The 26,610-nt window shown below is 54.6% G+C and carries 30 protein-coding genes and 1 tRNA gene; 17 read left to right on the top strand and 14 right to left on the bottom strand.

The window, feature by feature from the left end; all coding sequences use genetic code 11:
- Positions 1-230 precede the first annotated feature (230 nt).
- From QQL54_RS15070 to QQL54_RS15060, 3 genes are read left to right on the top strand one after another with little or no spacing between them, the layout of a single operon-like run.
- Positions 231-2,033 (top strand): hypothetical protein, encoded by a 1,803-nt coding sequence (locus QQL54_RS15070; protein ID WP_284392329.1) that lies wholly within the window; start codon positions 231-233, stop codon positions 2,031-2,033.
- Positions 2,030-3,814, top strand: coding sequence for a hypothetical protein (locus QQL54_RS15065; protein ID WP_284392327.1), 1,785 nt, complete (start codon positions 2,030-2,032; stop codon positions 3,812-3,814). Before QQL54_RS15070 ends, QQL54_RS15065 begins: the two co-directional genes overlap by 4 nt.
- Positions 3,811-4,437: a hypothetical protein gene (locus tag QQL54_RS15060; protein WP_284392326.1), complete on the top strand. Its 627-nt coding sequence runs from the start codon at positions 3,811-3,813 to the stop codon at positions 4,435-4,437. The genes QQL54_RS15065 and QQL54_RS15060 overlap by 4 nt, the downstream gene beginning before the upstream one ends.
- Before the next feature lie 11 nt (positions 4,438-4,448).
- Here the strand turns inward: QQL54_RS15060 and QQL54_RS15055 are convergent, their stop codons facing one another.
- Together QQL54_RS15055 and QQL54_RS15050 are read right to left on the bottom strand one after the other, a co-directional pair.
- A complete protein-coding gene (locus QQL54_RS15055; protein WP_284392323.1) occupies positions 4,449-4,649 on the bottom strand; it encodes a hypothetical protein in 201 nt (66 codons plus the stop codon).
- Between the two features lie 88 nt (positions 4,650-4,737).
- Positions 4,738-4,995, bottom strand: coding sequence for a helix-turn-helix domain-containing protein (locus tag QQL54_RS15050; protein ID WP_284392322.1), 258 nt, complete (start codon positions 4,993-4,995; stop codon positions 4,738-4,740).
- 164 nt (positions 4,996-5,159) lie between these two features.
- Between QQL54_RS15050 and QQL54_RS15045 the strand changes: the two genes are divergently transcribed.
- From QQL54_RS15045 to QQL54_RS15495, 6 genes are all read left to right on the top strand, one after another.
- The gene (locus tag QQL54_RS15045; protein ID WP_284392319.1) at positions 5,160-5,492 is read left to right on the top strand and encodes a hypothetical protein; all 333 of its coding nucleotides are present in this window, start codon (positions 5,160-5,162) and stop codon (positions 5,490-5,492) included.
- A 4-nt stretch (positions 5,493-5,496) separates the two neighbouring features.
- Positions 5,497-5,838 carry a hypothetical protein gene (locus QQL54_RS15040; RefSeq protein WP_284392317.1) on the top strand — a complete coding sequence of 114 codons (342 nt, stop codon included), beginning with the start codon at positions 5,497-5,499 and terminating at the stop codon, positions 5,836-5,838.
- Positions 5,835-6,386, top strand: coding sequence for a helix-turn-helix domain-containing protein (locus QQL54_RS15035; RefSeq protein WP_284392315.1), 552 nt, complete (start codon positions 5,835-5,837; stop codon positions 6,384-6,386). Before QQL54_RS15040 ends, QQL54_RS15035 begins: the two co-directional genes overlap by 4 nt.
- Positions 6,383-6,667, top strand: coding sequence for a hypothetical protein (locus QQL54_RS15030; protein ID WP_284392313.1), 285 nt, complete (start codon positions 6,383-6,385; stop codon positions 6,665-6,667). The genes QQL54_RS15035 and QQL54_RS15030 overlap by 4 nt, the downstream gene beginning before the upstream one ends.
- A gap of 226 nt (positions 6,668-6,893) precedes the next feature.
- Complete coding sequence (locus QQL54_RS15025) at positions 6,894-7,136, top strand: AbrB/MazE/SpoVT family DNA-binding domain-containing protein (RefSeq protein WP_284392312.1); 243 nt, start codon at positions 6,894-6,896, stop codon at positions 7,134-7,136.
- Positions 7,120-7,491, top strand: a complete 372-nt coding sequence (locus tag QQL54_RS15495; protein ID WP_348520739.1) for a type II toxin-antitoxin system PemK/MazF family toxin — start codon at positions 7,120-7,122, stop codon at positions 7,489-7,491. Before QQL54_RS15025 ends, QQL54_RS15495 begins: the two co-directional genes overlap by 17 nt.
- 114 nt (positions 7,492-7,605) lie before the next feature.
- Here QQL54_RS15495 and QQL54_RS15020 read toward each other — a convergent pair whose 3' ends face one another.
- On the bottom strand, positions 7,606-7,971 hold the full coding sequence (locus tag QQL54_RS15020; RefSeq protein ID WP_284392308.1) for a hypothetical protein: 366 nt from the start codon (positions 7,969-7,971) through the stop codon (positions 7,606-7,608).
- Positions 7,972-8,466: 495 nt separating this feature from the next.
- On the opposite strand from QQL54_RS15020, the gene QQL54_RS15015 reads away from it, so the two are divergent.
- A complete protein-coding gene (locus tag QQL54_RS15015) occupies positions 8,467-9,378 on the top strand; it encodes an IS1595 family transposase (protein WP_284392306.1) in 912 nt (303 codons plus the stop codon).
- Positions 9,371-9,778 carry a hypothetical protein gene (locus QQL54_RS15010; RefSeq protein WP_284392304.1) on the top strand — a complete coding sequence of 136 codons (408 nt, stop codon included), beginning with the start codon at positions 9,371-9,373 and terminating at the stop codon, positions 9,776-9,778. Before QQL54_RS15015 ends, QQL54_RS15010 begins: the two co-directional genes overlap by 8 nt.
- On the opposite strand, the gene QQL54_RS15005 is transcribed toward QQL54_RS15010, so the two are convergent.
- From QQL54_RS15005 to QQL54_RS14990, 4 genes are all read right to left on the bottom strand, one after another.
- Complete coding sequence (locus QQL54_RS15005) at positions 9,775-10,368, bottom strand: hypothetical protein (protein WP_284392302.1); 594 nt, start codon at positions 10,366-10,368, stop codon at positions 9,775-9,777. The two genes, QQL54_RS15010 and QQL54_RS15005, sit on opposite strands and share 4 nt — an antisense overlap.
- 71 nt (positions 10,369-10,439) lie before the next feature.
- Positions 10,440-11,177, bottom strand: a complete 738-nt coding sequence (locus tag QQL54_RS15000) for a hypothetical protein (protein WP_284392300.1) — start codon at positions 11,175-11,177, stop codon at positions 10,440-10,442.
- A 6-nt stretch (positions 11,178-11,183) separates the two neighbouring features.
- The gene (locus QQL54_RS14995) at positions 11,184-11,651 is read right to left on the bottom strand and encodes a Panacea domain-containing protein (RefSeq protein ID WP_284392298.1); all 468 of its coding nucleotides are present in this window, start codon (positions 11,649-11,651) and stop codon (positions 11,184-11,186) included.
- 922 nt (positions 11,652-12,573) lie between these two features.
- Positions 12,574-12,664: transfer RNA gene (locus QQL54_RS14990), tRNA-Ser, on the bottom strand.
- A gap of 205 nt (positions 12,665-12,869) precedes the next feature.
- Here QQL54_RS14990 and QQL54_RS14985 point away from each other — a divergent pair.
- From QQL54_RS14985 to QQL54_RS14965, 5 genes are read left to right on the top strand one after another with little or no spacing between them, the layout of a single operon-like run.
- Positions 12,870-14,444, top strand: coding sequence for an exopolysaccharide biosynthesis polyprenyl glycosylphosphotransferase (locus QQL54_RS14985; protein ID WP_284392296.1), 1,575 nt, complete (start codon positions 12,870-12,872; stop codon positions 14,442-14,444).
- 2 nt (positions 14,445-14,446) lie between these two features.
- Positions 14,447-15,916, top strand: a complete 1,470-nt coding sequence (locus QQL54_RS14980; protein ID WP_284392294.1) for a lipopolysaccharide biosynthesis protein — start codon at positions 14,447-14,449, stop codon at positions 15,914-15,916.
- Positions 15,913-16,806 carry a glycosyltransferase family 2 protein gene (locus QQL54_RS14975; RefSeq protein WP_284392292.1) on the top strand — a complete coding sequence of 298 codons (894 nt, stop codon included), beginning with the start codon at positions 15,913-15,915 and terminating at the stop codon, positions 16,804-16,806. Before QQL54_RS14980 ends, QQL54_RS14975 begins: the two co-directional genes overlap by 4 nt.
- Entirely contained in the window at positions 16,803-17,555 is a 753-nt protein-coding gene (locus QQL54_RS14970; RefSeq protein WP_284392289.1) for a polysaccharide deacetylase family protein, read from the top strand. Before QQL54_RS14975 ends, QQL54_RS14970 begins: the two co-directional genes overlap by 4 nt.
- Entirely contained in the window at positions 17,552-18,484 is a 933-nt protein-coding gene (locus QQL54_RS14965; RefSeq protein ID WP_284392287.1) for a glycosyltransferase family 2 protein, read from the top strand. Before QQL54_RS14970 ends, QQL54_RS14965 begins: the two co-directional genes overlap by 4 nt.
- Here the strand turns inward: QQL54_RS14965 and QQL54_RS14960 are convergent.
- Positions 18,481-20,376 carry a hypothetical protein gene (locus QQL54_RS14960; protein WP_284392285.1) on the bottom strand — a complete coding sequence of 632 codons (1,896 nt, stop codon included), beginning with the start codon at positions 20,374-20,376 and terminating at the stop codon, positions 18,481-18,483. The genes QQL54_RS14965 and QQL54_RS14960 overlap by 4 nt on opposite strands.
- Positions 20,377-20,503: 127 nt before the next feature.
- On the opposite strand from QQL54_RS14960, the gene QQL54_RS14955 reads away from it, so the two are divergent.
- The gene (locus tag QQL54_RS14955; protein WP_284392283.1) at positions 20,504-21,517 is read left to right on the top strand and encodes a polysaccharide biosynthesis/export family protein; all 1,014 of its coding nucleotides are present in this window, start codon (positions 20,504-20,506) and stop codon (positions 21,515-21,517) included.
- Between the two features lie 209 nt (positions 21,518-21,726).
- Here the strand turns inward: QQL54_RS14955 and QQL54_RS14950 are convergent, their stop codons facing one another.
- From QQL54_RS14950 to gatA, 6 genes are all read right to left on the bottom strand, one after another.
- A complete protein-coding gene (locus QQL54_RS14950) occupies positions 21,727-22,038 on the bottom strand; it encodes a hypothetical protein (protein ID WP_284392281.1) in 312 nt (103 codons plus the stop codon).
- 270 nt (positions 22,039-22,308) lie between these two features.
- Positions 22,309-22,998: a nitroreductase gene (locus QQL54_RS14945; protein WP_284392279.1), complete on the bottom strand. Its 690-nt coding sequence runs from the start codon at positions 22,996-22,998 to the stop codon at positions 22,309-22,311.
- Entirely contained in the window at positions 22,995-23,165 is a 171-nt protein-coding gene (locus QQL54_RS14940; RefSeq protein WP_284392277.1) for a hypothetical protein, read from the bottom strand. The genes QQL54_RS14945 and QQL54_RS14940 overlap by 4 nt, the downstream gene beginning before the upstream one ends.
- A 9-nt stretch (positions 23,166-23,174) precedes the next feature.
- Positions 23,175-24,656, bottom strand: a complete 1,482-nt coding sequence (gene gatB, locus QQL54_RS14935; protein WP_284392276.1) for an Asp-tRNA(Asn)/Glu-tRNA(Gln) amidotransferase subunit GatB — start codon at positions 24,654-24,656, stop codon at positions 23,175-23,177.
- A complete protein-coding gene (locus QQL54_RS14930; protein WP_284392274.1) occupies positions 24,653-25,141 on the bottom strand; it encodes a DUF4760 domain-containing protein in 489 nt (162 codons plus the stop codon). Before QQL54_RS14930 ends, gatB begins: the two co-directional genes overlap by 4 nt.
- On the bottom strand, positions 25,141-26,607 hold the full coding sequence (gene gatA / locus QQL54_RS14925) for an Asp-tRNA(Asn)/Glu-tRNA(Gln) amidotransferase subunit GatA (protein WP_284392271.1): 1,467 nt from the start codon (positions 26,605-26,607) through the stop codon (positions 25,141-25,143). The genes QQL54_RS14930 and gatA overlap by 1 nt, the downstream gene beginning before the upstream one ends.
- Positions 26,608-26,610 lie beyond the last annotated feature (3 nt).

The following is a 26,610-nucleotide window of genomic DNA, read 5'->3' as shown; positions in this document are numbered from 1 at the left end:
CGACGACAGCGCCTAAAGGTGTTTCGAGCGGCAAGACTACGGAAATGAAATCCACATAATTTCTCATAATATCGTTGCGCTGAACAGGATATTATGAGAAATATGGCAGGCATTGAACTTTTGGCACTGGCCTACAGGATTCACGACTTACACCGCGCCTTCCCCGCCCCGTTCAATGCACCCCGGCCCGCTTAGGGAATGGCGCGGTGTAAACTTTGGAGAGGGTGCATATGTTCGCCAAGGCAAAGAAGCGAAATTACGGCTCATCCGTCTTTGATGACGTTCAAGAGCAAGTGAGCGCACTTGCGCGCCATGCGAATGCACTCCCCGCCCCGCGAAAGCGCGGCAAGGGAATGTTCGGTAAGGGGCCCGGCTCAAGACCGCACTTACCCGGCGCTTTGCAATCGACAGCTTCACCGCAGACCCCGCCTGCAAAGGCAAACCCCGGTGGCAATTCCGCAACGAAACGAGAAAAACCCAAAGAGCCGGGCCGCTTCGACATTGCCCGTCTTCTGATTGGCGTTAGCGATGCCTTGGGCGGCGCATATGGCGCTAACATTCGGGCCTTCGATGACCAGCGAAATTCCAATTACAAAACCAAGCTCGCGAATTACAATCAGCAATCCACGCTGGATAGTATTTTTGGATCGCAGGGCGGGCCTTCTATGGCGGCGGTCCCGTCGAGGCCACAAAATACACCACAGCCGAATGCAGGCGCAACATTGCCCTATCTGCCAGCCGGGCAAGGTCAAGCCGGAGCTTACCACGTCCCCGCAGGCGGATCGTCGGGAATGACCTCGCAAGCGTCTGGACAGTCGTTCTCTCCTGCCATGCAGCAGCTTGCCAGAGCGAACCCCCAGGCCTTCCTTAGTCAATACATGGAGGGCGAATTTGAGAACCGTTCGACCATGCAGCAACGAACGCGCAATGAAGCTATGGCAGACGAGTATGGCCTGTCAGGGCAATCACGCCTCGCCTTTCTTGCGAACCCAGAGGAATATGGCGACAGCTTAGCGACGAACTTTGAAGCGTCCAATGTTGGAGCGGGTGAAAGCCGTGTCTTTGGCGATGGTCGCCCGGCCTTCCACAACACCGACTATATCGGGCTGTTGGATGCCGAAAACGATGCGGAGCGCAATAACGTTGCACGCTATGGCCATGACGTGACGGCGGACGGTCACAGTCTATCCTATCAGTCTGACATGGCTAAGAACCAGCTAGGCTACAGCGAGCTTGACCTTGCTCGCCAAGTAGAGGCCCGCGAGGCCGCAGGCGGTGGAGACCAGACATACGGCCTCACGCCTGAATACGTCCAGCTTCCAAATGGCGATTACGTGCCTGTCCAAATGTCCAAGCAAGGGGGCGCGCAGGTCGTGCCAATGCCGGACGGTTTGCCGGATGGAGCCCGCTTTGCCGGGCCAGCCGATGTAGCCGGGCAGCGGTCCTATGGCGCGGCGAGAGGTAAAGCCGACGCCGTGAGGGAAACAGGTCTGCCCAAACAGGCGCAAATGCTCCAGACCTTCGGCACAAAGGTCGATCAGTTGGACGGCTGGATTGATCAAGCGATTAATCAGGTCAACGACTTCAACACTGGCCCGCTCGCACAGCATAATCCCTTTGCGGGTGGGACGGACCTGTCTGGCACAATCAAAAGTATCGTTGCCAATAGCGGTTTTGATGAGCTGCAACGGATGCGCGATGAAAGCCCAACGGGCGGCGCGCTTGGACAGGTCACAGAACGCGAAATCAGCTTATTGCAAGCGTTGAAGGGCAATCTTGAACGTTCTCAATCTCCTGAACAACTTGTTGCAAATCTGACGGCTTATAAGTCGCAATATAGAAAATCCCTCACTGCGATGCAGTCTGCCTATCAGCGCGATATGGAGGCAGGTTTATTCAATGCGCCCGCACAGTCGGAACCACGCCGCCCGCTTGACTATGTTGGACATGGATCGGGAAGCGGGGCTGGATGGTCGCCGCAAGATGAAGATGAGCTTGCGAGACTAACACGCGAGATGGAGGGCGGACGATGAACCCTAACGTAAATCCCATGCTCGCAACGCGAGAGCCCGGCTTTTCGCCAGCGGCTTTACCGACAGACCCGTCAATTCAAGAAAAGCAGGCTCGTTTGGATCATCTTCGCAAACGTAAGCGGCTATATGAGTTGCAACAAAAGAAAGCCCTCGCCACGTCGAGAGCGCAGGTGGAGACCTCGCCTATCCAACCTATGCAAGAGCAAGAGAGCGCCCCGCGTCCGCTGGTGAGAAATAATCGACAGCGCGCATTGCCGCCTGAATATCAGCGCGCGCTTAATAGCGAGCTGCAATCCATGCCCAACGCCATGCGAAACGGCCCGATTGGCGGATTCGCCGATGGGATCGGTTCAGGCTTAGGCGGGAAGTATCTCGCGGCGGCGTCGGACTTTGCCGGACGCGGGATCGCGAACCTGTTTCGCCCGGAAGATATGGACAAGCCAAACAATTATGCCGACCACTTGGAGGCGCAGCGACAGCGCTATGATTGGCGCAATGAAGATGCGGGCGCGGGTGATGACCTTGGCTCGCTATTTGGAACCGGGTTAGGGCTTGGAAAACTGGCTAGAGGCGGTGTTACAGCCACGCGCTTCGTTCCGCAGGGTTTGAGCAAGGGAAAGGCCGCAATCGCCTCCACAGGGGCCTTAGCCGCCGATGGGGCCGCTCTTGGTGGATTGGATGCCCTATTATCCGGTGGCAGTGTCGGAAAGACGATGGCTCGCGACGGCGCTCTCACAGCCGGAGCCGATTTAGTCTTACGTGGATCGGGAAAGTCCCTTGCCCGCATGGCCGATCCAATCCGCCGTATGGACTTGCCGACCGCCTCGCAGATCAAAGGGAAAGCAAACGCCGCCTATGATGCTCTAGGCGCTCGAGCGGAGCCCGTGGGCGATAGCATTCAGGATTTACTTGCTCGTGTCACGGGACGGCTCAATGCCCCTGACGTGGCGCTAAACAAAGCCTTGCAGCCCGCCACATCCCGGGTGGTTCGCGACATGAAGAGGTTGACACCAGATGACCGCGTTGCCGAGCTGATTAACCTGCGCAAACGGGCGAAACGTGTCAGTGGCGGAAAGGGCGAGGATAACCACGCCGCCAAGCTTCTAAATCAAGAGTTAGACGGGTTTATGAGTGAGCAGATGCCGGATGCTTTTGCAGCGCTTCGCAATGCAGATGGTCTATGGGCGCAAAGTAAGAATGTTGGACGGATTGATGATGCTTTGAAAGCCGCTCGACAGTCTACATGGTCGTCTGGCAGCGGCGGCAATACGAACAACAATGTTCGCCGTGCGATGCAGAAAGTCGCCACCGGGAAGCACTCGAAGTATCTACCACAAGAGGCCAAGGATCAGGCCCTATCAGTTGTCAAAGGCTCGCCCCTGAACAATGCGGGTCGTCTTGTCGGGGGCGCGTTGGACCCTACGACGAGTAAATTGAATTTGGGAATACAAGCGGCTGCGGCGGCAGTCGGCACACCTGTAACAGGCGGAGTGAACCTAGCCGCACAGCTTCCTCTCGCCGCGGTAGGTTTTGGGTCAAGAGTAGCGGCGGATCGAGGAACAATCAGAGCCGCCCGCGACGTGTCATTGCGAATCCGGGCTATGGGTCTCGATATTCCAGAAAGTCAGATCCAAAAAATGTTAGCCGATCCACGACAAGCGGCGGCGCTCGCCCGACTGTTAGGGCAAGGGGCAGCACCAGCGGCGGCACAGTCAGACCGGACGGGTTATCGACAAAACAAGCAGGACGCAGCTCTTAGACTTGCGGGGCCGTCCCAATGACGGAAAGTTGCACAACCGAATGGAGCAAGATTGGCCTTCGCGGGCCGATCCTGCAAATCATGGCCGACCTTTGCTCGATCCTAAGCCCTCATATTCCTGCGGCGGGCGACCCGTATGCATGGACCGCCCTCGTTACCGAAACACAGCGGCAACTCGGACTGTCTGAGGATGTTGATGCGCTTGCTATCATAGTCGCGATTGGTGGGATGGGGTTCGGATTGCGCGAAGTAGCGGACTGGCCCGCAGCGTGGGAGGTGGCGAACCTTGGCGCGTCCGAGATTCAGCGTAGTGAGGATAATGGACAAAACTGGACGCCAGCCCGGATGAAGGATTTAGCCGCGTCTGAATTGACGGCTCGCCCGGCCTTTTATGAGATATTGAGCCGACTCTTTGATGATACCGAATACGAAAAAGCCGAGTTAACGTTCATGCAGCGGACGAATAGCGACCTGCAAACATTCTATACGGCTAGGGTTGATATGGAAACCGATGGGCATAGGAGCTTATGCCTGTTTGGACCGTGGCGCTATGTCATGGAGAAGCCGGATCAAACCGCCGCCGCAGCTATTCCATCCGAAGCGCTCAAGGCAGCGCAAGCAGCTATCAATCGCGAGGTTGGGTAATCGCGGCAATCTCAATATGGATCGTCAAAACTGTCTAAGCGGTCTTCCTCGTCTTCGTAACCAGCGTCACGAGCAAGCCGGTCAACCAGCTCATCAAAACGTCTTTCCGCAAGACCTGCCCGGTTATCAAGACGGATTATCCAGACAATAACAAGGGCGGCGATGAAACAGAATAAGCCGTAAGAAACGGGACTGTTTATCCAATCGATCACTATGCGCCTCGCATTCCAATGTCTGGTGATAGCCACATCGCCGCTACCAAGTAAACCAAGACAGCTCTAATCGCGAGCTGCCCTTAGCTTAGCAATCCCTAGGGCTCCCGATCAAGCGAACACCGGGCCTGCCCCCGTTGATAAATTCGACGCCAGCGGCTTCTAACGCCGCTCGAATTGCATCGCGTGTGCCGTCCCTGACAGACCCACCATTTTCAAACTTGCGCAGTGTCCGTGGGGCAACCTCATCGGTGCTATCCGCAAGCTCTTGCGCCGTCCACCCGACTAGCGCTCGCGCGGCCTTGCAAAGCGATGGAGTGAAATCGGAATCTGAAAGTCTAGCCATAACGGTCTTTAGAACGTGCATATTATTTGCACAAGGGGTCTTGTTTTCACATGTCTAATAGTGCATATAGTATGCACGTTAGGGGTTGCTCTAACAGAGTTGGACCGGGTGACAGTCGCCAAACACACCACCCGGCCCGCTAACCCGATGAAAGGCTAGACCCGATGAATAACACGACTCCATCCCCGGCAAGCAATAGCGAAGTTGTCTCGCGCTTCGGACGCCGGGCAATCATGTGGCGGGCGCATGGCTTCATGAAGCGCCCCCTAAAGGGCATTGTGACCTTCGCAGACGCCCTACGCGCCGCATGGGCTTCGTTCCGCTCACAAATCGACCGGGAGCGTCAAGCGCAAGTCCGTCGCGCCAGACAGCGGGCTATGATGGCAAAATATCGCCAGCCCCGCACCGCGTCCCTCTTGGATCGCAACCCGCGTCCTGCGCACCTCGCATGGGGCAAGGGTTCCGAGCGTTACCTTCACACTCAGATGGGAGCGTGAGGCCATGACCGATCCGACACCTCAAAACCATGACGCCGGGCCAATCTATATTCGGGCCATAGGCGAGCCGTTCCTATCGTTCCTGACTGCGCCGACAGGCCGTATTGTCGCAACCTATTGGGCAACCCACGCCAGACGCGAAAAGCACGGAACCGGGCTCACTTATGTCGAGCGGGAAGCTATCGAAACGCGAGAGCGCGAGGCGATGGCGTCAATGCACTACGGTGATGATGCGCGCCTTGATTGGCTCTTAGATCAATGCACCGAAACACTCACACTCACCACCTTGCAAGCCTACACACGACCTTGGTTTGCGCACTCGAAACCAGACGGGAAGGCCGCATGATGACCACAGCAACAAACCAAATCAGGGCGAAGCGCGAACGGCGCGGCCTATCCCTTGCAGAGCTTTCCGACATGACCGGGATTATCGAACAGACCCTACAGGGCTTGGAAGACGGGACAATGCCTTATAACCAGACACAGTTAGAAGCGATTGCCGTTTCAATGGAGTGTGAACCCGGACATTTGCTTGCACCCCTCGCCACTCCGTTTGCTAATCAAATGGCGGAATGGATCGACTATCATGCGGCCATGGAAAAGGCGCGGGAAGCCAACCCAAATTGGCTAGAAGACCTAGGCGCTGACCCGGTGCAGACGAAGGCCGCAGAAAGGGAAGATCAAGCGCGTTTCGATGCATTGGCGACGCCAGCGGCAACCGTGGCGGATTTGCTGGACAAGATGCGCCTCTATCTCGACTCAACAAATCCAGATGACGGAGACCATCCGCGACATAGCGAGGCGATGGAATCGCTACAATCCGACTTAGACGCTATTTGGCCCGGACAAATCCCGAATTACGATAGGCAATTCGATATTGAGAAAGCCGCATGACAGACGCGCCGGAACGTCACAGCGACAGGCAGGCGCGGGAAGCGAGCGAAGTCTTAGCCGAGATTGTTGAAGCGGGCGGCGTTCTGAATGTCCGCTTTGACAAGACCGGGGGCGCACGGTTGGCTATTCGGTTTGACACAATCGACGGACCCCATGCCGTGCGTCTATTCATCGCCTATAGGACCGCGAGAGAGCTTCGCCCGGACGCGTTGCGAGCCGCAGCATTGGGAATGGTTCGTGATGAACTAGAGCGGCCCATAACCGTAAATACTGTTGAATAACGGTTATGAGCGGGAGGCAAAGCCCCGCCACGAAGAAGTGGCGAAAGGACAGCCTTAGAGGCAAAATTTACCCTACGCAGGCTTAGACGGTCTTGGTCGACAATCTACTTAAAGGCTGAATCACAACTGAATTTTACCCCTTGATAGGAACTTTTAGTGTATCTACGTTGTATATACGCTGTGAAGGGAGCCACACACACCTTTGGTTCACGGCTAGGAGACCATTATGCAAACTATCAAAAAGTGGGGAAACAGCCTCGCAGTAAGGATACCAACACACATTGCCCTACAAGCTAGGCTAACTGAGGGCGCGCACGTTGCTATCGACGTAGACGACAACGGCGAGATCAACATTAAACCGCAAAGACCACGATTTAAACTTACTGAGCTTCTTGCTGATTACCAAAAGCCAGAAGACGACTCAGCCGAAATTCAATGGGGTGAGTTGATGGGTGAGGAAATCATTTAACGTGGCAGTTTATCAGCCCGAAAGAGGTGACTTAGTATTCCTAAATCTCGACCCAAGAACCGGGGTTGAGTTAGGAAAGCGCCGCCCCGCGCTCGTGCTGTCACCTCAGAATTTTAATATTGCCACTGGCACAGCCGTCGTCTGCCCCATCACGAGTACTATTACCGAGTCACCATTCGATGTAAAATTACCTCGTGGCGCGCGGTTAGATGGGTGCGTGGTGAGCAACCAAATGCGCTCCGTCGATTGGATCGCGCGCGAAGTCGATTTTCACTCCAAAGTAGACCGTCAGGTCATGCTTGAAGTGTTAGGGAGAGTCGAAGCAATTTTAGGCTTGGACTTAGACCCTGTCTAGCAAGAGCGAAAGCAGAGCGGTCAGGGGGATGAAATGAGATCAAGTCCAAGACTTACCAACATGGCAATTACCAACGCTAAGACGATCCAGCCGAGCCAACCGCTACGGCGTTGATTATTTCGAGGAATGCGGGACAGGAACAATCTCGATACCGTCGATGAAGAACTTACCATTTGGCGTCCATGCCGACACCGGGGCATGTTTTCGGATTATCTCATATAGATCACGGCTCACATCAATCGACCTAACAACGAGTAAATCAAGGTCAGTGAGGTTTTTCGAGAACGCCTCCACGTTGTCCCGAAAACCTCGATAGGCTTCGTACTCCAAATCTTCCAAATCGGTCATTGCTCGTATCCGATCCCATCGTTCGCATTTGGCTGGCCAACTTAGCTGATAATTCAGCTTAAGAATAGCTTGGCCCCTCGCCTGATAAAACAGGCGTGGAACAGGCAGCGCCACGCCTGTTAATACAGCCATAGAACAGCCATTGAGCAACCTCGCCTCTCGCTGATAATACAGCACAAGAACAGCACAGCCCGCCCCTGTTAATACAGGGAAAGAACAGGGAAATGACGACCCTGATAAAACAGTGTCAGAACAGCGTGGCGGTCGGTGATAATACACCGAAAGAACACCGAAGGCGATACGAGGGAACAATCCGTCTTTAGACGGCAAGATTGCAGCAAGTCTTAGACCCGGCTTTTACTGATAAAACAGTGAGAGAACAGTGAACGCGCATTCGCTGTGATGAATGGCAACGCGATACGGATGCACTAGCACTGGTGAAGGAATCGTCTCACATTCGTCTTCGTGGAAGAGCATGACCTAACTGTAGTCCCCAACTATCGCCAACATGAGGCGCGCGACGTTTTCGCCAGTGTTGGAACACTCATTGCAAGTTGGAACGGGACCTATATACTTAGCTAGCCAAGTTTCTCTTGCGTATTTTGGCTAGTTATGTTCTAAGGTCGTATGACCGAGACTCACCTTAGCCTGTTTAAGTTCTTCGAACAGTTCCCGAATGAAGAAGCCGCCCGCCTATACTTTGAGAAACGTCGCTGGAATGGTGAAGCGACTTGCGGTCACTGTGGAAGCGAAGACGTTTCTGAATGCAAAAATCATAAGCCAATGCCTTACCGCTGCAAGACGTGCCGTAAGCACTTCTCCGTTCGCACTGGCACCGTCCTAGCTGAAAGCCGTCTGCCGCTCCAGAAGTGGCTATTGGCGATGTATATGATGACAACAGCCCGCAAGGGTATCTCATCGGTGCAAATGGCTAAAGAGCTTGGCACGACACAGAAAACGGCTTGGTTCCTAGCCCAGCGCATCCGTGAGACGTGGATGAACAATGGCGACAGCGACAAGTTGGAAGGCACTGTTGAAGTCGATGAAACATATATTGGCGGCAAGTCCAAGAATATGCACGCGCGTGACCGCGCGGCGCGCAAGCAATTCACAAACAAGCAAGCCGTTGTTGGCGTTCTAAAGCGTGACGGTGAAGTCCGCGCCGCTCATGTCGAAAGACGCGCCGCAACACGCATGGTTCACGATAATGTCGCACAAGGCGCAACCGTTATGACGGACGCAGCGAGCGTTTATAAGCACCTCGACCAGACTTTCGATCATCACGTCGTAAATCATTCAGTCGGTGAATATGTGCGTGGTCAAGCTCATACGAACAGCATTGAGAGCTTTTGGGCGCTTTTGAAGCGCGGTCACTACGGTATCTATCACTATATGAGTCCGAAACACTTGCATCGCTATGTGACCGAGTTTGCTCATCGTCACAACACACGCAATCAACCCACCATGGACTTCATCGCCTCAACAATTACCAAGGCTGCTGGCAAACGCCTAACTTATGCGGAGCTGATCAGTGCCTAAGAAGATAATCGAACCCATCAATGCCGATTTTGACGACTTAGCGCTAGCTATCGTCACGCCAGAAAAGGACCCTGCTATGATTAAGACCGCTATCAGACTTCACGAAGCTGACCTTTACGTCCCAACGCTTCGTTATTTAGACTCAGCTCCGGGCGGGTTCGCTGAAACCTCAGATTTGATCGAACACCTAGAGACCATATTCAATATCTCTGGCGAGGACGCACAGATACTAGATGGTCGATCTGACACAAAGTTTTCACAGATAGCTCGCAATATGATCTCACATAGAACAAGTAGCACCAACTTCATCAAAAAGGGCTACGCGGAATACGATAACAACCGAAAGGGTTTGCAGATTACCGTGACAGGTCGCTCGTTGCTTAAGCAGATTTACGGTTAGCTGAAACGCTTTTTCAGGCCGGGGTTTATCCAGTTAAGTTGCGTTCCGATTTCTGCGGCTTTGTCCCAAACGAACCAAGCGTAGGCAGTCGTGCCAGACCCTTTTTTCTGAGCGCCCCTAGGGTAAAAAGTAATGCGTTCGCTGAAAATCCATACGCGCGATGGCGGGTGATCTGTGAAGATTGTTTTCGCTCTATGAGACCCCTCCAAGAAAGCGAGGCGGAGTAAAAGCGCAAGCTTATTGTTGGATTGTTGCAATCCGCGCTCAACAAAGCCTTGGGCTGAGTTGTAAGGGGGGTTCGTGATTATATTATTCGCCCGCCGATTATGGGTAAGGAAATTAACACCCGACTCGCCGAACCCGCGATCATATAAATCGGAACTGAAAACCTGCGCTCCACGATCTGCTAGAACGGAAGACATTGCGCCGTCTCCACATGCGCACTCCCAAATGTCGCCATCGAAGCACTCATTCTCTAAAAGAGCATGCGTTGCCCAAGCGGGTGTCGGGTAAAAATCCGGCCCGTCAATATCCGCGAAGCGCTTCTTAGTCGGCTTGAAACCGCCATTAATGTTGTAGGTTGTGTCCATGCTATCCTCCGCTTTCTAGCGGTTCGCATGTTGTTTCCAGCAATGAAAGCAGCTTGGGAATCCGGCCTAAATTAAACGATATCTTTCATTTGATCCGCATAGCTTTTCAATGCGTCGCTTACGATGTCCGCAGTGCCATCCGCTGCCGAAAGACTTATCAACTGGTCAATCGTGTGAACCGTATCATCATCAACTCTCGCAACCACGAGGTTCGAATATTGGCTGGCGATATATCCCCGTGCACCGCACCAAATATGCTCCGGGATGTTAACGCCATGATCTATAGCGAGTGAAACAATCGCTTCTGTTTTCTCTAGCAGCCCAGAGAAGTCACACCTTCCTATCGTAGTGTTGGTGACTTTATAGTTTGAATATTTAGTGAGGTAGATGTTGTGTGCAGGGTCAAGGAGAAGAACAAAGAATGTTGGGCCTTCGAAGAATCCCACGACCCTACCTAGAGACTGTGAGACAGAAAATTGAAAGAACGGATACTCGTTTTCGTTCTCAATTATTTCTTGGTCAACCCAATCAAAATCCTTTCGGTCAATGGGCGCATGATCCCACTTAATATCGTGATAATGAAATTGATCTTTGAGACTTGCTTCTTGGATGAATCGGTCTTTCGTGATTTCGCATAATGATCTCAGGCGCTTGAGTAATGCGACAAACCAAGTTTGGCTTTGCTCTCCCAAACCAAAGTTTTCGATTTGTTTCCAATACCTCAGTGAAAATCGGAAATACGACTCTGGGGGCGTTCGGGTAACCGGGCGGTTTGCTTGAGAGGGCGGATGAGCCAGCAGGGGCTTCATCGTCACTTAACTCAGGCGCGCGCGATAGAAGCTGCCCATCGTTTCTTGGCTAATGACTTCCGTGCTTCTTTCGGTAGGCGACAGGTTCGCCCGCGCTTCAAGCCAAGGCTGTTCTTCGTGCGTTAGCTGTTCCAGCTGATCTCCAGAAAACCCACCGTAAACGTCCAAAACCGAATTAATGTTGTTTACCGTCGCTTCTCGCAGCGAGCCCGCGTCAAAGCCTTCTCTTATGTCCTGGACACCGACTGATGAATAGAGGGACTTTGATTCTTTGAAGCGATCAAAAATTCTACGGCTGACCGGACCGTGAACCCAAGCTTGGAAATCTTCATCGAACATAGGCTCGTTATCATAGGCCAGCGCCCACGCTTGAACGTAATACAAAAGCTTGTGAAGCTTCAATAGATTTATGTGAACGCCAGCAGCTCTGAGGCGAGCAATGACGTAATCGCAAATATCATCAACGTCATACATAACCGTCGCCTTTCTATGCCGATAGCTTTACCAAGTTGTTCACAGGTGGCTTTTTGGCCGAAAAGATCAAGCCCACTAACTAGCCGCTCGCTGCCTTTATTTTTGGCTAGCTAAGTATATAGGTCCCGTTGGAACGCCTTAGAAACTACATTGCGAATGCTGTTGGTGGACATGATTGGGGCGGGCGCGCCCACAAGAATCATGGTAAATCACCTTCCTATCCTCGGTGTAATACGCTCACTCGAAGGTTACAGTCGCATTCGCGCAGACGTGCTGCCCCACATCTCTTTTGTTACGAAATCTGCTGATATGTTGAGAGAGCACCGTAATTTCTTATCGCACAGCATTAGCGACGTAAGGCTTCATAGCGCGACAAACAGAATAGTTCTCATCCTTCGCGACGAGGCCTATACCGCCAAACGATATTACCTGAAGGAACGAATAGTCGGGCGAGAAGAGATTGACGAGATTGTCATTTCGACTGCCGACTTAGCTGATTATATCAGAGCAGCGTGCAAAATCATTCAGAGCAAAATGTCTGATGAAACGATAACTCAGCTCTTAGCCCTACCAAAGCCTTCCTTGCCAAAAAGGCTCGAAAAGCGCCGACGAGATATGCCCCGCGTTCAGAGCCCGCCCACCGAAGGCTAGGACATCTTTAGCCAGATAGAGGTCAGCGTCCTGAAAAAAGGGAAATCAACGGAATAGCGGGAATAGCGGAATAGCGGCTTTCCCGGTTCTAAAATGGATTTAGCCGGGGGCGTTTAGCGACACGGTGAAAAGGGCACAGATTGGGCAAAAGTCGTCGGCTTGAGCGCCGTTGTTCCCGAAAGCGCCAATCATGCGGTAGGGGCCAGCGGTAGGGCCGGAACTACCCCGAGCGGGGAAACTTTAATAATTTCAATGGATTGCCAGAAGGTAGTGGCGGAGACGAAGGGATTCGAACCCTCGATGGGCTTTTGACCCATACTCCCTTAGCAGGGGAGCGCCTTCGACCACTCGGCCACGTCTCCGTCGGCGCGTCTAACGATGCGCACCCGCCCCCGCAAGCATTTGTCTGCCCAGAATTCAGCCAATTACAGATAGAGCGAGGCTGCCTTGTTTGCTCACTCGACCGTCTGTTTCCACACAAACAAAGCCGAACTGCAGATTCGTCAAGCTGTTTACCGGATGTTTCCGTGCCGCCTGTATTGGGCCCGCATAGAAATGGTGGAATAGATGGCTGAAAACCTGAAGACAGTTCGGACCGAGACTGCGGACACAACCGCGCAGACCCGAGCAAGACGCGAAGATGAACGCCGGGTCGCGAGACCCGGACCGGACGGTGCCGCGCCGGCTGTGGATAGGCGGCGAAAGCGTCGGACGATTGATGATCTGGTCGTGCCAACGCGCCAGACGAATATGAATGCGGTGCGCTTCGGGATGCAGGCCGTGGATATTGCCGCCGTGCTCGGTGTGATCGCGCTGGGTATTTGGCAAGGGTATGTCGGTGTGAATGAGAAGACTATTCTGGCCCCGATCATCGTTTCGATATTGGGCTCAGCCGTCTTCATCTTCATGATGTTCTTTGCGCGGGCTTACCGCTTCCCGCCGACCGAAACGATAGGAGCACATGTTAAAACCGTATTCGTTGCCGGTCTCGCGGCCCTTGGGGTCTGGCTGTCAACGGCCCTGATCATCCGCCCTGACAGCTTCTTGCCCGATGCGCTGGCTCAAGCCGGGCTCTGCGCCATTGCCGTATTGCTGGCTCTACACATGCTCTATTCGCGCCAACTACAGCGTCTGCATGCCAAGGGACGATTGGCCCCGACCGTTGTCATGCTCGGCGCAACCGATAGCGCGCGACGGATTATCGAAGAAAACGCCAAAACCAAAGAACTCAACATCGTCGCTATTTTCGACGAACGTTTGGCGCGCGCACCGCTTAATATTTACGGGGTCCCAGTTGTCGGCAAGATCGGTGATCTGCTGCAGTGGGAAGGCCTTCCCTACGTCAACCGGATCGTTGTCACCTTGCCAAGCGCCGCCGCCGCACGGAAGAAAGATTTTGTCGAAAAAGTCCGGCTATTGCCCAACCGTATTGCGTATGTGGCCGATGCGTTTGAAAATCTCGATCACGTCAAACAACGCCTCGCTGAAATCGCAGAGGTCTCGCTCAACGACATTACGGGCAATCCAAAATCCGGTAGCCATACGGCCCTGAAGCGTATGACTGACATTGTAATCGGTTCGGTCGCTCTAGTCGTCCTTGCCATTCCGCTAGGCATCATTGCTATTATGATCAAGCGCGATAGTCCCGGGCCTGTCTTGTTCCGCCAGCCCCGTCATGGGTTTAACAACCGCATTTTCGATGTGCTGAAGTTTCGCACTATGCGCACCGATCAATGCGATGTGAAAGCCGAACGACAAACCGAAGCCAACGATCCACGCATCACGCGCCTCGGTCGGTTCATTCGCAAAACCTCGATCGATGAGCTGCCACAGCTTGTTAATGTTATTCGCGGTGAGATGAGCCTTGTCGGTCCTCGCCCACATGCTGTCGGCATGAAGACGGCCGGACGCGACTCTATCGAACTGGTCGAAGAATATGCGCATCGTCACAAGGTCAAACCGGGCATGACCGGTTGGGCCCAAATCAACGGCTCACGCGGCCCGCTTCATAATGGAGATGATGTGCAGCGCCGGGTCCAGCTGGATGTGGAATATATTGAACGGTCCAATATCTTCTGGGATCTGCTGATCATGGCCAAGACGATCCCGGTCATGTTGGGTGATCGGGAGACAATCCGGTGAAAATGGGTCGGTCGCTTCTGGCCTACCTGCCCGTGAATCTGGCCAATATTGTGGTCAGTTTCGGGTTGATTGTGGTGCTCACACGCTTGCTGAGCCCTGAGGAATTCGGTCGCTACGCGATTGCGATGATTACCCTACAATTTGTGCATATGGGCGCGTTTACATGGCTCGAAGCCGCCATGGCACGCTTCCAAGCGCGGGCAGAAAAGGACGGCGACGTACCGTCTCACCTCCGGACTATCTATCTACTCGGTGGCGGCATCGGCGCGCTATCGGTTGGGCTCTTTCTTGGCATTATCTATCTTCTGCCTCTCGCCAGCGAACTTAAAACCGTGCTCGCCTTCGCGCTTGGCACAGCCGGACTACAACTCATCTTCAATCTCGGCATGGAAGCGCACAAAGCGGCTCACCGGGTGACGCGGTACAGCCTGACCTATTCGAGCCAGATGCTTCTGTCTTTTAGTATTGGTATTGCGCTCGTTATCTTCACACCGCTGCGTGAGAGCGGCCCTTATGTCGGGATCATTATCGGTCTGCTGATCGCTTTAGCGATTGACCTGCCCTTTATGCTCCTGCGGCAAAAGCGGGGCCAGTTTCAAACTGCGCGGGCGAAACGTTACGCGGCCTATGGCTTTCCGATCTGCATCAGTCTGCTGCTAGGCTACACACTGAATTCCTCGGATGTTTATATCATCGCCGCCATTATGGGTGAAGCCTCAGCGGGCCATTATAATGCGGGCTATAATCTCGCTAATCGGTCCCTTGAGATTCTGTTTATCTGGCTCTCAATGGCTGTCACGCCTGTCGCTGTCACAGCGTTTGAAAAAGCCGGACAGGACGGATCCCGCGACATTATGCGCGACTATGGCGCCAGCCTGCTCTGGCTCGCCATGCCGGCCGCAATGGGGATCGCGCTTGTGTCTAAGGATGCCGGGTTCATCTTAGGCGAAAGCGTCCGTGATGAGGCCGTTACGGTGATGCCGTTCATCGCCTTTGCCGGATTGATCAACGGCTTGATTACCTACTACGTCCAGCGCGCCTTTATGTTGTCTGGGAAGACCCGCGACTTTGTCTGGGTCATGGTGCCGCCTGTCGTTCTCAACATCGCGCTCAATATAATTCTGGTTCCGAAGTTCGGCTTGATGGGGGCAGTCTGGTCCACCATTGCCGGTTACGGGCTTGCCTTTGTCTTCGCGGTGCTATTGGCCCGTCGTCATTACCCGCTGCCTTGGCCACTGAGAGCCACCTTCGAGATCGCGCTGGCCTGTTTCGCAATGGCCGCCGTTGTGACAGCTTTACCGCTGGATACTCTTTCGCCTGGACCCCTGACCCTGGTGATTAAAGCATCAGTCGGAGCGCTCGTCTATCTCGGGACCTGCTGGGTTCTGAATGCAGCTGATTGCCGAACGATCATCCGAGGATTTGCCCAAGGTATAAGACAGAGAAACCAGATCATCGAGATGTCCGAATGACCCCTCGCCTATCTATACTAATCCCTTTCTATCGAGACGACCCGTCAGGGCTTTTGCGCTCGCTTGACGCCCAAGACGTTACGCCGAAAGCCATCGAAATTTGTATTATGGATGATGGTACGGGCGATGCGACGTTGACCCGAACCGCACAGACCACCGTGGAAGGGATGGCTCTGCCAACTCATCTCACAACCGCGTCTGCTAACCGTGGACGATCCGCCACACGCAACGCCTTACAGCAACAAGCCCAAGCCGATTGGGTCCTGTTTCTCGATGCTGATATGCGGATCGACCACCCAGATTTCTTAAGCCGCTATCTCGACCAGATCGCGGATAATGATTGCGATATTCTATTTGGTGGTTTCGGGGTTGAAGATCATTCTGACGACCGCGACACGGATTTGCACCGTCTTCTGTCCCACAGCTCCGATTGCCTCAGCGCTGAAGACCGCGCACGGAATGGCGCGCAAAATGTAGCATCATCCAACCTCTGTGTGCGCAAGAACGTGCTCGATGCGCAACCATTCGATCCAGAATTTAAAGGTTGGGGTTGGGAAGATAGTGAATGGGCGGCGCGCGTCTCGCAAAGCCATCGCCTGCGCCACATCGATAATCCAGCAGTTCATCTTGGACTTGAGAGTACGGAAACCCTCTTGTCTCGCTTCGCGACATCCGGAGCGAATTATCGCCGTTTCGTGCAAGCCCATCCGGGTCTCGCTCAAGCCTTGCCGCTTTACCGCATAACGACAAAGCTGCGGCATTTGCCGGGGCACAGCCTGGCTCGTTCGCCGCTACGGTGGCTCGTTCGGATGCAACAGCTGCCGACACGGCTTCGGGTTTTAGCGCTGAAGATGTGGCGTGCGTCTCACTATGCGGAGGCGCTGAAATGAGTGCAGCCGCCTACCAGCCACGCACTGACTTGATCGCTAAGCTGCGTCGACGCAGCGCGCGCTATCTGTCATGCGACACCGTTCGCCCGCAACTATCACGAGGCATGGTCAGCCTATCGTTCGATGACTGTCCCCTTTCGGCCTTCGAGACAGCATTGCCGATGGTCGAAGCCAAGGGGTGGCGAGCGACGATTTACGCGGCGATAGGTCTGTGCGGGACCACCAACCATCTCGGCTTACATATGAGCGAGGAGGACATGATTTCCGCTCACACACGCGGTCATGAGATCGGCGATCATACATTCTCGCATATTGACGCACTGGTTTCCGGCGCAAACGCTGTAACAGCCGACATCGCCCTCAATCGCGAGGCTTTTGCACGGCTTGGCCTACCTAGAGCTAAAACCTTTGCCTACCCCTATGGTGAGGTGACACCGGCAGTGAAACGGACGCTCGCTCCCGAATTCGACCTCCTTAGAGGCATACATGCGCCCGCGAACGATCAGCTCGACCTGCGCTTGACGGCTTCGGCCCGACTATACAGCAGTGAGATCGACACCACCCTGTCACTGATCGAAACTGCCGCGAAAGACCGCCGCTGGTTGATCCTGTTTGGTCATGACGTGCGCGAAAACCCCTCTGATTTTGGCTGCACACCCTCGGAACTCGCCACGGTTTTGAACACTATTGAACAATCCGGTCTCGACGTTTTGCCCGTGCGCGACGCTTTGGAACAGGTCCGATCATGACCCTCAGCGCCCCTCTCATAACCATCGTCATTCCGACGTTCAAAAGACCGAAGGACCTGACGCGCCTGCTCAACAGCATCGACGCGGATCTAGGCCAACGTGATGACACTGCAATTATAGTTGCCGACAATGACGTCGCGGAGACGGCGCGCAAGGCAGTCGAAACATTCGCCGCTGAGACGGGTCGATCCGTCGACTACCGGGTTGCACCAGAACCCGGTGTTTCCAATGCAAGAAATGTCGGAATGTCAGGCGTTCACTCTCGCTACGTTCTGTTTCTAGACGATGATATGGAAGTCGTCCCGCCCTATCTTGAACCGATACTGAAAACGTCGCGTGATCTCGGCACTGCGCTCACATTCGCCCCCGCTATAGCCGCGCTACCGGCAGGAACTGAGATGCTGGAACGCTGGCTTTCACCCCTCTTCTCACGGGTTGTGGAAGGGGACACGCGCGTCATCGAAGAGACTCTCGGCACGGGTGGCTGCCTTGTCGACTTAAAAGGGGTGTCGCTCCCCTCACCGATCTTTGATCCGGCCCTCAACGAAGTGGGCGGCGAAGACGATGCGTTCTTCGCCCACATCATCGCCCAAGGGGGAACAGTCGGCTGGTGTGCCAACACTAAAGCCTGGGAACATGTGCCCCCGCATCGCGCGACCCCGTCCTATCTCTGGCGTCGGCATTTCGCATTTGGTCAGACTCCCACACGCGAAGCGGCGGATCGCGGTCTACGCGGATGGCCCGAAATCGGTAAATGGACACTGATTGGTGGGGCGCAGACCCTCATACACGGACCACTTTACCTACTGCATCGTCTGCTTAAGCGCCCATCCCGTATCGGCCATTTTGGACGATTAGCCCAAGGCTTAGGGAAGATTTTCTGGTGGGACGGGTTAAGCCCGCGCCTTTACGGCTCTAAAGCGCGCTAGCGAAACGACCCCGCTGAGCGACCCCTAGACAAGTAGGGATTGTCTGACGTCTCGTCTTGCCCATCATACCCATATCCAGACTGCGGTGCCTCCGGATAGGCTAAGAGATTCTGTGCGGGAGGTTGCTGATAAGCCTGCGGATGCTGATCCCATTTATGGTGCTGCTGTGGAGGTTGATAGTGAGCCGCTGGCTGATACGGCTGCGGTGCGTAGGGGTCAGTCGCGGTTTGGCGTGGCTGCGGCGCAGCCTCATAGCGTTGCAACCGTGCATCGAGAGGACTGAGTTGCATTTGGCCGTGGGGCTCTGGATTAGGCTCATAAGGATGGTAAGCCTGTCTCGGCATCGGTTCTGCGGCAGCAGACATGGCGGGCGTTGCATAGAGACGCGGATCAGAAAAGACGCGGAACAGCGCCAGCATGAACAAGGTGAACGCCCACGCAAGTGCCGCGCCTGCAAACGCCATCAGACGCATGTTGCGACCTTTGATCGGATAGGTTGCCGCCGACAGGACGCGCACATTCTCAGCCGCCGCTTCAGCTTGCTGTTGATTGATCAGCGCTTCTTGTTCCTTGTTCAGATAGGTTTTCAATCGCGTATTAAGCGTCTCTTGTTCGCGCAGCAGGTCATTATAGGCCGGACCGAGTGAGGTCATGCGACGGAGCTTCCCATCAACGCTTTCAAGCTGACGCTGCATCGTGATTTCACGCTCACGCAGGCTGTCTGCTGTGGCTTGCAACGTATTGCGCGAACGTGTCAGATCCTGATGGACTGTATTTACACCGACACGACGACCACCCGTGGCCCGACCGCCATTGCTCTGTTGTAAAGACCTAAGCTGTTCAATTTCTTGTTGTTTTTGACGCACCGGGTCGGCGGTGGGGAGATATTTAGCGAGCAATTGTTTCAGTTCGAGTTCTGCCTGCGCGATCCGGTTCGACGCACGATCATCAATATAGAGATCGATAGAGGCCGGCGTTTGGCGGAGCTGATCTTCAACAATGGCGAGCGAGCGCTCTGTTTCAACGATCCGGGCACGGAGCGTATTCAGTGATGCACGCAAATCTTCGGTGCGTTTGCTCGCGCCTTTCTGTTCCGACTCGAAGTCTGAGATCTGATGGCGCGCCAAGAATGACGCCATTCGTTGCTCATTGGCCTTGAGTTGTCCTGCCGCATCCTCACGGCGCTGAGTCACAAGCACGCTGGCCCCATCGACAAAGACTTGGCGACGATAGTCCATATAGGCGTCAATGAAGTCATTGAGCGTTGAGACCGCGAGTTGCGGATCTTCATGTTTGAATGACAGGTCGATAATGGATGACCGAGGCCGGGCCGCAACATGGAAACTACTATCCATTGTCTTGCGCAATTCCATATAGGCCAATTTGTAATCCATCGACCCTTCGGAATGGCCGGCCATTTTCTTGGCAATGCGCTCATCAAACGCCATCAGCCCGCCGGGGCTATCAATGATCGATTGAATAACCCGGTCCATGACTTCAGGGTTTTTGATCAACGCCACTTCATTGAGAGCAATCGTGTCGGGCGTTTGCAATAAGCTCGACTGAGCGTCGCTCCCAGCAATCGGCTGATAGACATATTCATCGCCGAGCTGGACCAGCAACGTGCCCTCACCCGTATAAGTGCGCTTGAAATCGGCTGTCATCACCCATGCCACACCCCAGCCAATCACGAGTAACGGTATAAGCCATAGCAATTGACGCAGAAACGACACGAACATCGAGCCAAGCTTGATGTTCGGAATGCCGTTCGCATAGTCGCCGACCGTTAGATCGGCCGCGCGAACAGGCGCCGCATAAGCGGGCTGCGCGCCGCTGACCTGCTCAGGGGCCGATTTACGGCTCCGTCGGTCGCTGCGTTTGAACAATCCCATTCGACAACCTTCGACTCACGTCCCGGAGGTGGGGCGTTAACGTGGTTAATGCCTTGGGCTATTTAACAATTCCTTATCCATTCTTGTTAAGAAACAGAGCTTGCAGAACCGCTCAAACGGAATGGCTATGGCCGCGTGGATAACAACATCGAAAAAGACGACCGCTCTGGCTTTACTCGCCAGTCTGGCGCTGGTTGGCGCGAGCGTCGATGACGCCGAGGCTCAGTCTCGATATGGGCATACAACGCAACAAAAATCCGCCCCAGTGCAGCCTCAAACCCATAATTATCGCGTACAGACACCCCAATCTCCGACCATGGGACGATATGGTGTTGCTCCGCACCCATACCAAACCTCGCAAGGGCCTGCCACGCAGCGCGGCCAAGTCAGCACCGGACGCTATGATTTAAGCCAACAGCCTCCGAAGAAATATGACAGTATTTTCCATCGCTTGAGAGGGCAAAAGACGGTCGCCTATCAGACGCCGCACAGACCGCTCGGTCAATTTCAGCAATGGATTAACTGGGAACCGCAATATTTGCTCGTTCCCGGCGACCAACTCGATATCGTCGTTGGGTCCGCGCCTGAATTGTCACGCACGCTTACAGTCGGCCCCGATGGCCGCGTGGTTATGCCGATGAGTGAGCCGATCATGGCCGCCGGTCGAACCTTCGCAGACCTACAAACTGCTCTGATGGCAGAGTTGGGCAAACAGTTACGCGATCCGCGCGTATCCGTGACGCCGCGTGCCTATGCACCCGAACAAATTTATGTGGGGGGTCAGGTCGGCCAGCCTGGAACCTATACGTTAAACAACCGCGTCGGCGCACTAGAAGCCATCTTAATGGCGGGTGGTATGCGACCGACAGCCAAGGGACGCGAAGTGGCCGTATTACGACGCGCACCGAATGGCGGCATGATGCTGCGCACCGTCAATATCCGCGGCGGGCTTCTGAACATCCATGAGTATAATGACACGATCCAATTGCGCCGTGGCGACATCGTGTTTGTTCCGTCCTCAACGATCGCAGAGGTGGGTCAGTTTATGCAAAACTTCCGCAACGCCCTGCCCGTCGATTTCAACCTCAGCTACCAATTTGGCGCTGATGGCGGGAATGGGACGACGGTGATCTCACCTTAGTTTGGCTGCCCAGTCGGGTCTGCGGAAAAACCGTCATCCAGAGCTCGTTGGGACCACATGCGCCTGCAGAGCGCATTTCGTAAGTCGCAGAGACAAGCCGCGACATAACTTTATCTTAGACCGGATTTGACCGCTTTGCGGTCACACCCTCCAGGCCAACAGATTCACCTACCGCCCCTCGCTCACGCTCGAAGCGGTGAATCTGTTGATTACGCGGCCATCACTTCACGATGCTCGACCATCCAACCCCGCGCGGCTCTTTGGGCCAGCGTTAGATCTTCTGCGCTCATCTCAAACTTGATTTCGTCGCGATAGGCTTTGGCCGGAGCCGATCCCATCATCGCCGCAAGACTGAACCATTTATGTGCTTCGACATAATCTGGGCCGCGATCTTCGACATCAGTTGAGTAGATTAAACCGAGCTTGAACAGATCGTCCTTGCACGCCGCCTCTACGACCGCATCAGTCGCTTCTTTCACTTCCAACATTGTGTAGGCCATATCGCCCTCCAAAATTTCCATTCACCCAACCCTTCGGGTCGGATCATGCCGAGCATCGGTGTGTCCCGATGTCTGCGGTATGAGAGAACTTTTGCGGGGCGAGACTAACAACTGGTAAAGAGACTCAGCGTTAACCAGAGTTTAGTCTTGTTACTTCGCGTTTATACCCATTAATTCAAAGATAAAATTGAACGAAATACAAGTATAAAGAATACTATACTTTAAAAACAGCAAGCGCTGGCCAAGTATGCCAGTTCATCATTCAGTTACGAAAAAGATCGGATTTTCTGACTATTTGTAGAATTTTGCCACATCGGACAGCGACGCACGGTCTGAATAGAGCGTATTTACGGGAGCGTCGGGGTTGGCATAGCCTAGCGCCATGCCCACCATGACATGCTGTCCTTCAGCAATATCGAGCATTTCGTGACATACGGACGGCCAGTTTCGCCACCATCCCTGCGGTGCCGTATGCAACCCTTGCTCGCGCGCTAACAACATGATCGATTGCAACAGGATACCAATATCCATGTGTTGTGGCATCTCCAGCCTTGTATCGCCTGTAATAATCAGCCCAACAGGCGCGCCGAAGAAGCGAGCATTTTCGGCAAACCAGCGCAATCGACCCGGCTTGTCGTCACGCGGAATACCGAGCCGCGCATACATATCTTCGCCCAATTTGTAGCGCCAAGAGCGATGCGGTTCCCAGAGCGGACTTGGATAGGCGCGAAAAGTCGGCTCTTCCTGATCGCCGCGCAGCGTGCGTTCCGTCGCGATCCGTGTGAACTCGGCCAGCGTCTCGCCCTGCATCACATGGATATTCCACGGTTGAAGATTGCCCCCAGATGGGCTGCGCAACGAAGTTTCCAGAAGAGTCTTGAGCGTATCGTCCGGCACTGGCGTATCGAGAAAGTCACGAACAGTGATGCGCGACAAGATCGCATCGGTCACAGTGTGCGTTGGATCGGTCGTAAAGTTCATTTGCGGAAACGCTCTTGGATGAGGACGATGAAGAAGTAATCAGCCAAGCCAACAATCAGCCCAGCCCCGAGCGCCTGCCAAAGCGGAAAGCCCTTACCGTTCATCAGAAAGGCGAGACCCATTCCGATGATCAGCGCGCCAAAAGCCGGACCTTCACGGAGTTTCATTGGACCTGCCTAAAGGCCCAGCTTCTGGCGCAGCAACTCATTGACGGCTTGCGGGTTGGCCTTGCCTTGGCTCTTTTTCATCACTTGACCGACGAAGAAGCCGAGCAGTTTCGGGTTCTGTTTGGCTTTTTCGACCTGATCTGGGTTGGCGGCAATGACCTCATCCACGAAACCCTCGATCGCACCCATATCTGTGACCTGCTTGAGACCGTCGCGTTCGATGATCTCGTCGGCTGTTCCCTCACCCGCGAACATTTTACCAAAGACATCTTTGGCAATCTTGCCCGAGATGGTCTTGTCCGCGATCCGGTCGATCAAGCCGCCCAGCGCGTCCGCGCTAATCGGGCTGTCCGCCAAATCGGTCTCAGCATTGTTCAGCGCGCCGAACAGCTCACCCATCATCCAGTTAGAGGCGATTTTGGCGTCGCGGCCAGTGGCCACAGCTTCAAAATAGTCGCCCGTCGCTTTGTCAGCGGTCAGCACGCCCGCATCATAGGCCGGCACGCCATACTGCTCGACAAAGCGCGCTTTGCGGGCTTCGGGGAGTTCCGGAAGGTCCGCTTTGATCTTCGCGATGAAGTCATCGGTCAGCTCCAGCGGTAATAAGTCCGGGTCCGGAAAGTAACGGTAATCATGCGCGTCTTCTTTGGACCGCATTGTCCGTGTTTCGCCTTTTACATTATCAAAGAGCCGCGTTTCCTGATCAATCGAGCCGCCCGCTTCAAGAATTTCGATATGACGGCGCGCTTCGTAATGGATCGCTTGGCGAATAAAGCGCAGCGAGTTGACGTTTTTGATCTCGCAGCGCGTGCCGAGCTCGCCGCCTGGACGGCGCACAGACACGTTCACATCGGCGCGCAGATTGCCCTTCTCCATATCGCCGTCACACGTTCCCAGCGCGCGCACGATCTGGCGGAGCGCATCGACATAGGCCGAAGCTTCAGCGGCAGAGCGCATGTCCGGCTTGGACACAATTTCCATCAGCGCGACGCCGGAGCGGTTCAAATCGACATAGGTCTCATCCGGCGACAGATCATGGATCGACTTGCCCGCATCTTGCTCAAGATGAAGGCGCTCAATCCCGACACTTACGGGCTCACCACCTTCGGGCGTAATCTCAATCTCACCTTCACCGACAACCGGGAACTCGAACTGGCTGATCTGATAGCCTTGCGGCAGATCGACATAGAAATAGTTCTTCCGGTCAAAGCGCGAGAACTTATTGATCTGAGCATTCAGGCCCAAACCTGTGCGCACGGCCTGTTCAACGCAAAACTCGTTCACGACCGGCAACATACCCGGCAGGCCAGCATCGACGAGCGATACCTGCGTATTTGGCTCCGCGCCAAATTCGGTCGGCGCGCCGGAGAACAATTTGGCCTTGCTGGCCACCTGCGCATGGACTTCCAGCCCAATGATCAATTCCCAGTCACCCGTCTCTCCGGATAACCAGTCTTTCTTGTCCGCGACGCGGGGTGCAATGAAGGTCATTTTGTTATCTCAGTAAGAAGCACGTCGGCAGCCTCCCCGATCTTTGGATTGCTAGCAATAATCCTTAGCTCGGAAACGAATGGTCCAAGATTTCTCCAATGCCGAATGAAAGTTGAACGGTTCTGCGCCAGATAGAATCGCTCATCTAATGCACCTTGGCGAATTCCTTGAGCCGCGGTCTCATAGTGGTTCAGCATATATAGCAGAGCTTTGTATTCGTTCGAAGCGCTACGTCTTGCATATCCGGCCAGTTCTTCTTCAGATGCGCTCTCGCAAACGGAGTTGAAAAAGTCTCGGAACGACAAAAATTTGTCGTCTGCGTACATATTTGTAAAATAGTTGAACGTTTCCCTTGACCTCGCTTCCCTCCGAGCTTCGCGGAACTGATGCAGTGAAAAGACCAAGATGCCTACAGTCGCCAAAGCGGCGATGATAGATGGCAGCTGAGTAATAAATTCAGGAAAACTGAAGTGTCCGAGGTCCATCAAGCCCACCACTTCTCTGGCTTCGCCGTAAATCCAGCCGCCTTCTCCAACGCACCCGCAGCCTTAAACACCGTGCTTTCATCCAGCGCTTTGCCGATCACCTGCAAGCCGAGCGGAAGGCCATTGCCGTCGAGGGCGGCGGGGACAGAAATCCCGGGCAAACCCGCGAGATTGGCCGTCACGGTGAACACGTCATTCAAATACATTTGCACCGGGTCATTGATCTTGCGTCCAACCGGGAAGGCTGCGGACGGCGCGGTTGGTGTGAGCAACACGTCACAGCTGTCCCACGCATTGCGGAAATCGTCGGCGATCTTGGTGCGGACCTTCTGCGCGCGTAGATAATAGGCGTCGTAATAACCCGCGCTCAGCACATAGGTGCCGATCATGATCCGGCGGCGAACTTCGTCGCCAAAACCTTCTGTGCGCGTACGCTCATACGTGTCAGCAAGGTTCTCACCGTCCACCCGCAGACCATACCGCATGCCGTCATAACGCGCGAGATTCGACGACGCTTCCGCAGGCGCGACGACGTAATAGACGGGCAGCGCATATTTCGTGTGCGGTAAAGAGACTTCAACAATCTCTGCGCCTGCATCGCGCATCCAATCGACACCTTGTTGCCAGAGCGCTTCAATTTCGGACGGCATACCGTCGATCGTATATTCTTTCGGCACACCGACGCGCAGACCTTTGACGGATTGACCACAAGCCCCACGCCAATCCGGCACAGTCTCATTGAGCGACGTGCTATCTTTCGGATCGTAACCGGCCATCGACTCTAGCAGGATCGCCGCGTCTTCGACTGTTTTGGCAATCGGACCAGCCTGATCCAGCGAACTGGCAAACGCCACGATACCGTAGCGTGAACAACGGCCATAGGTCGGCTTGATCCCCACAGTGCCGGTGAAGCTAGCGGGCTGGCGAATCGAGCCACCCGTATCCGTGGCCGTCGCACCGAGGCATAAGCCCGCGGCAACCGCTGAGGCCGAGCCACCGGACGAGCCGCCGGGCACTAAATCTTCGCCATTACGCCATGGGTTGATCACAGGTCCGTAGAAGGATGTTTCGTTGGCCGAGCCCATCGCAAACTGGTCGAGATTGAGCTTGCCCAACATCACCATCCCGTCGGCTTTCATGTTCGCGCTGACCGTGGATTCGTAGGTCGGAGTGAAGTCGCCGAGAATCTTTGACGCTGCGGTGCTCTTCACGCCCTCCGTGCAGAAAAGGTCTTTCATGCCCAGTGGCGCCCCTTCGAGCTTCCCAACCGTTCCGGACGCCCGGCGCTCATCTGACGCTTTCGCCTGATCTCGCGCTAGGTCGAAGGTCGGCGTGATGAAGGCATTCAGTCCACTAGCCGCCTCGCAAGCCTCAATATGCGCGTCAGTCAGCTCAACGGAGGAGAAGTCGCCCGCTGTCAGGCCGTCAAGCGCCCCCGCGAGAGTTATTTTGGTGAGATCTGTCATGGT

The organism is Algimonas ampicilliniresistens (assembly GCF_030159955.1).
Taxonomy (GTDB): domain Bacteria; phylum Pseudomonadota; class Alphaproteobacteria; order Caulobacterales; family Maricaulaceae; genus Litorimonas; species Litorimonas ampicilliniresistens.
The sequence above is the reverse complement of the archived record's forward strand: the minus strand, read 5'-3'. Positions and strand labels throughout refer to the sequence as shown.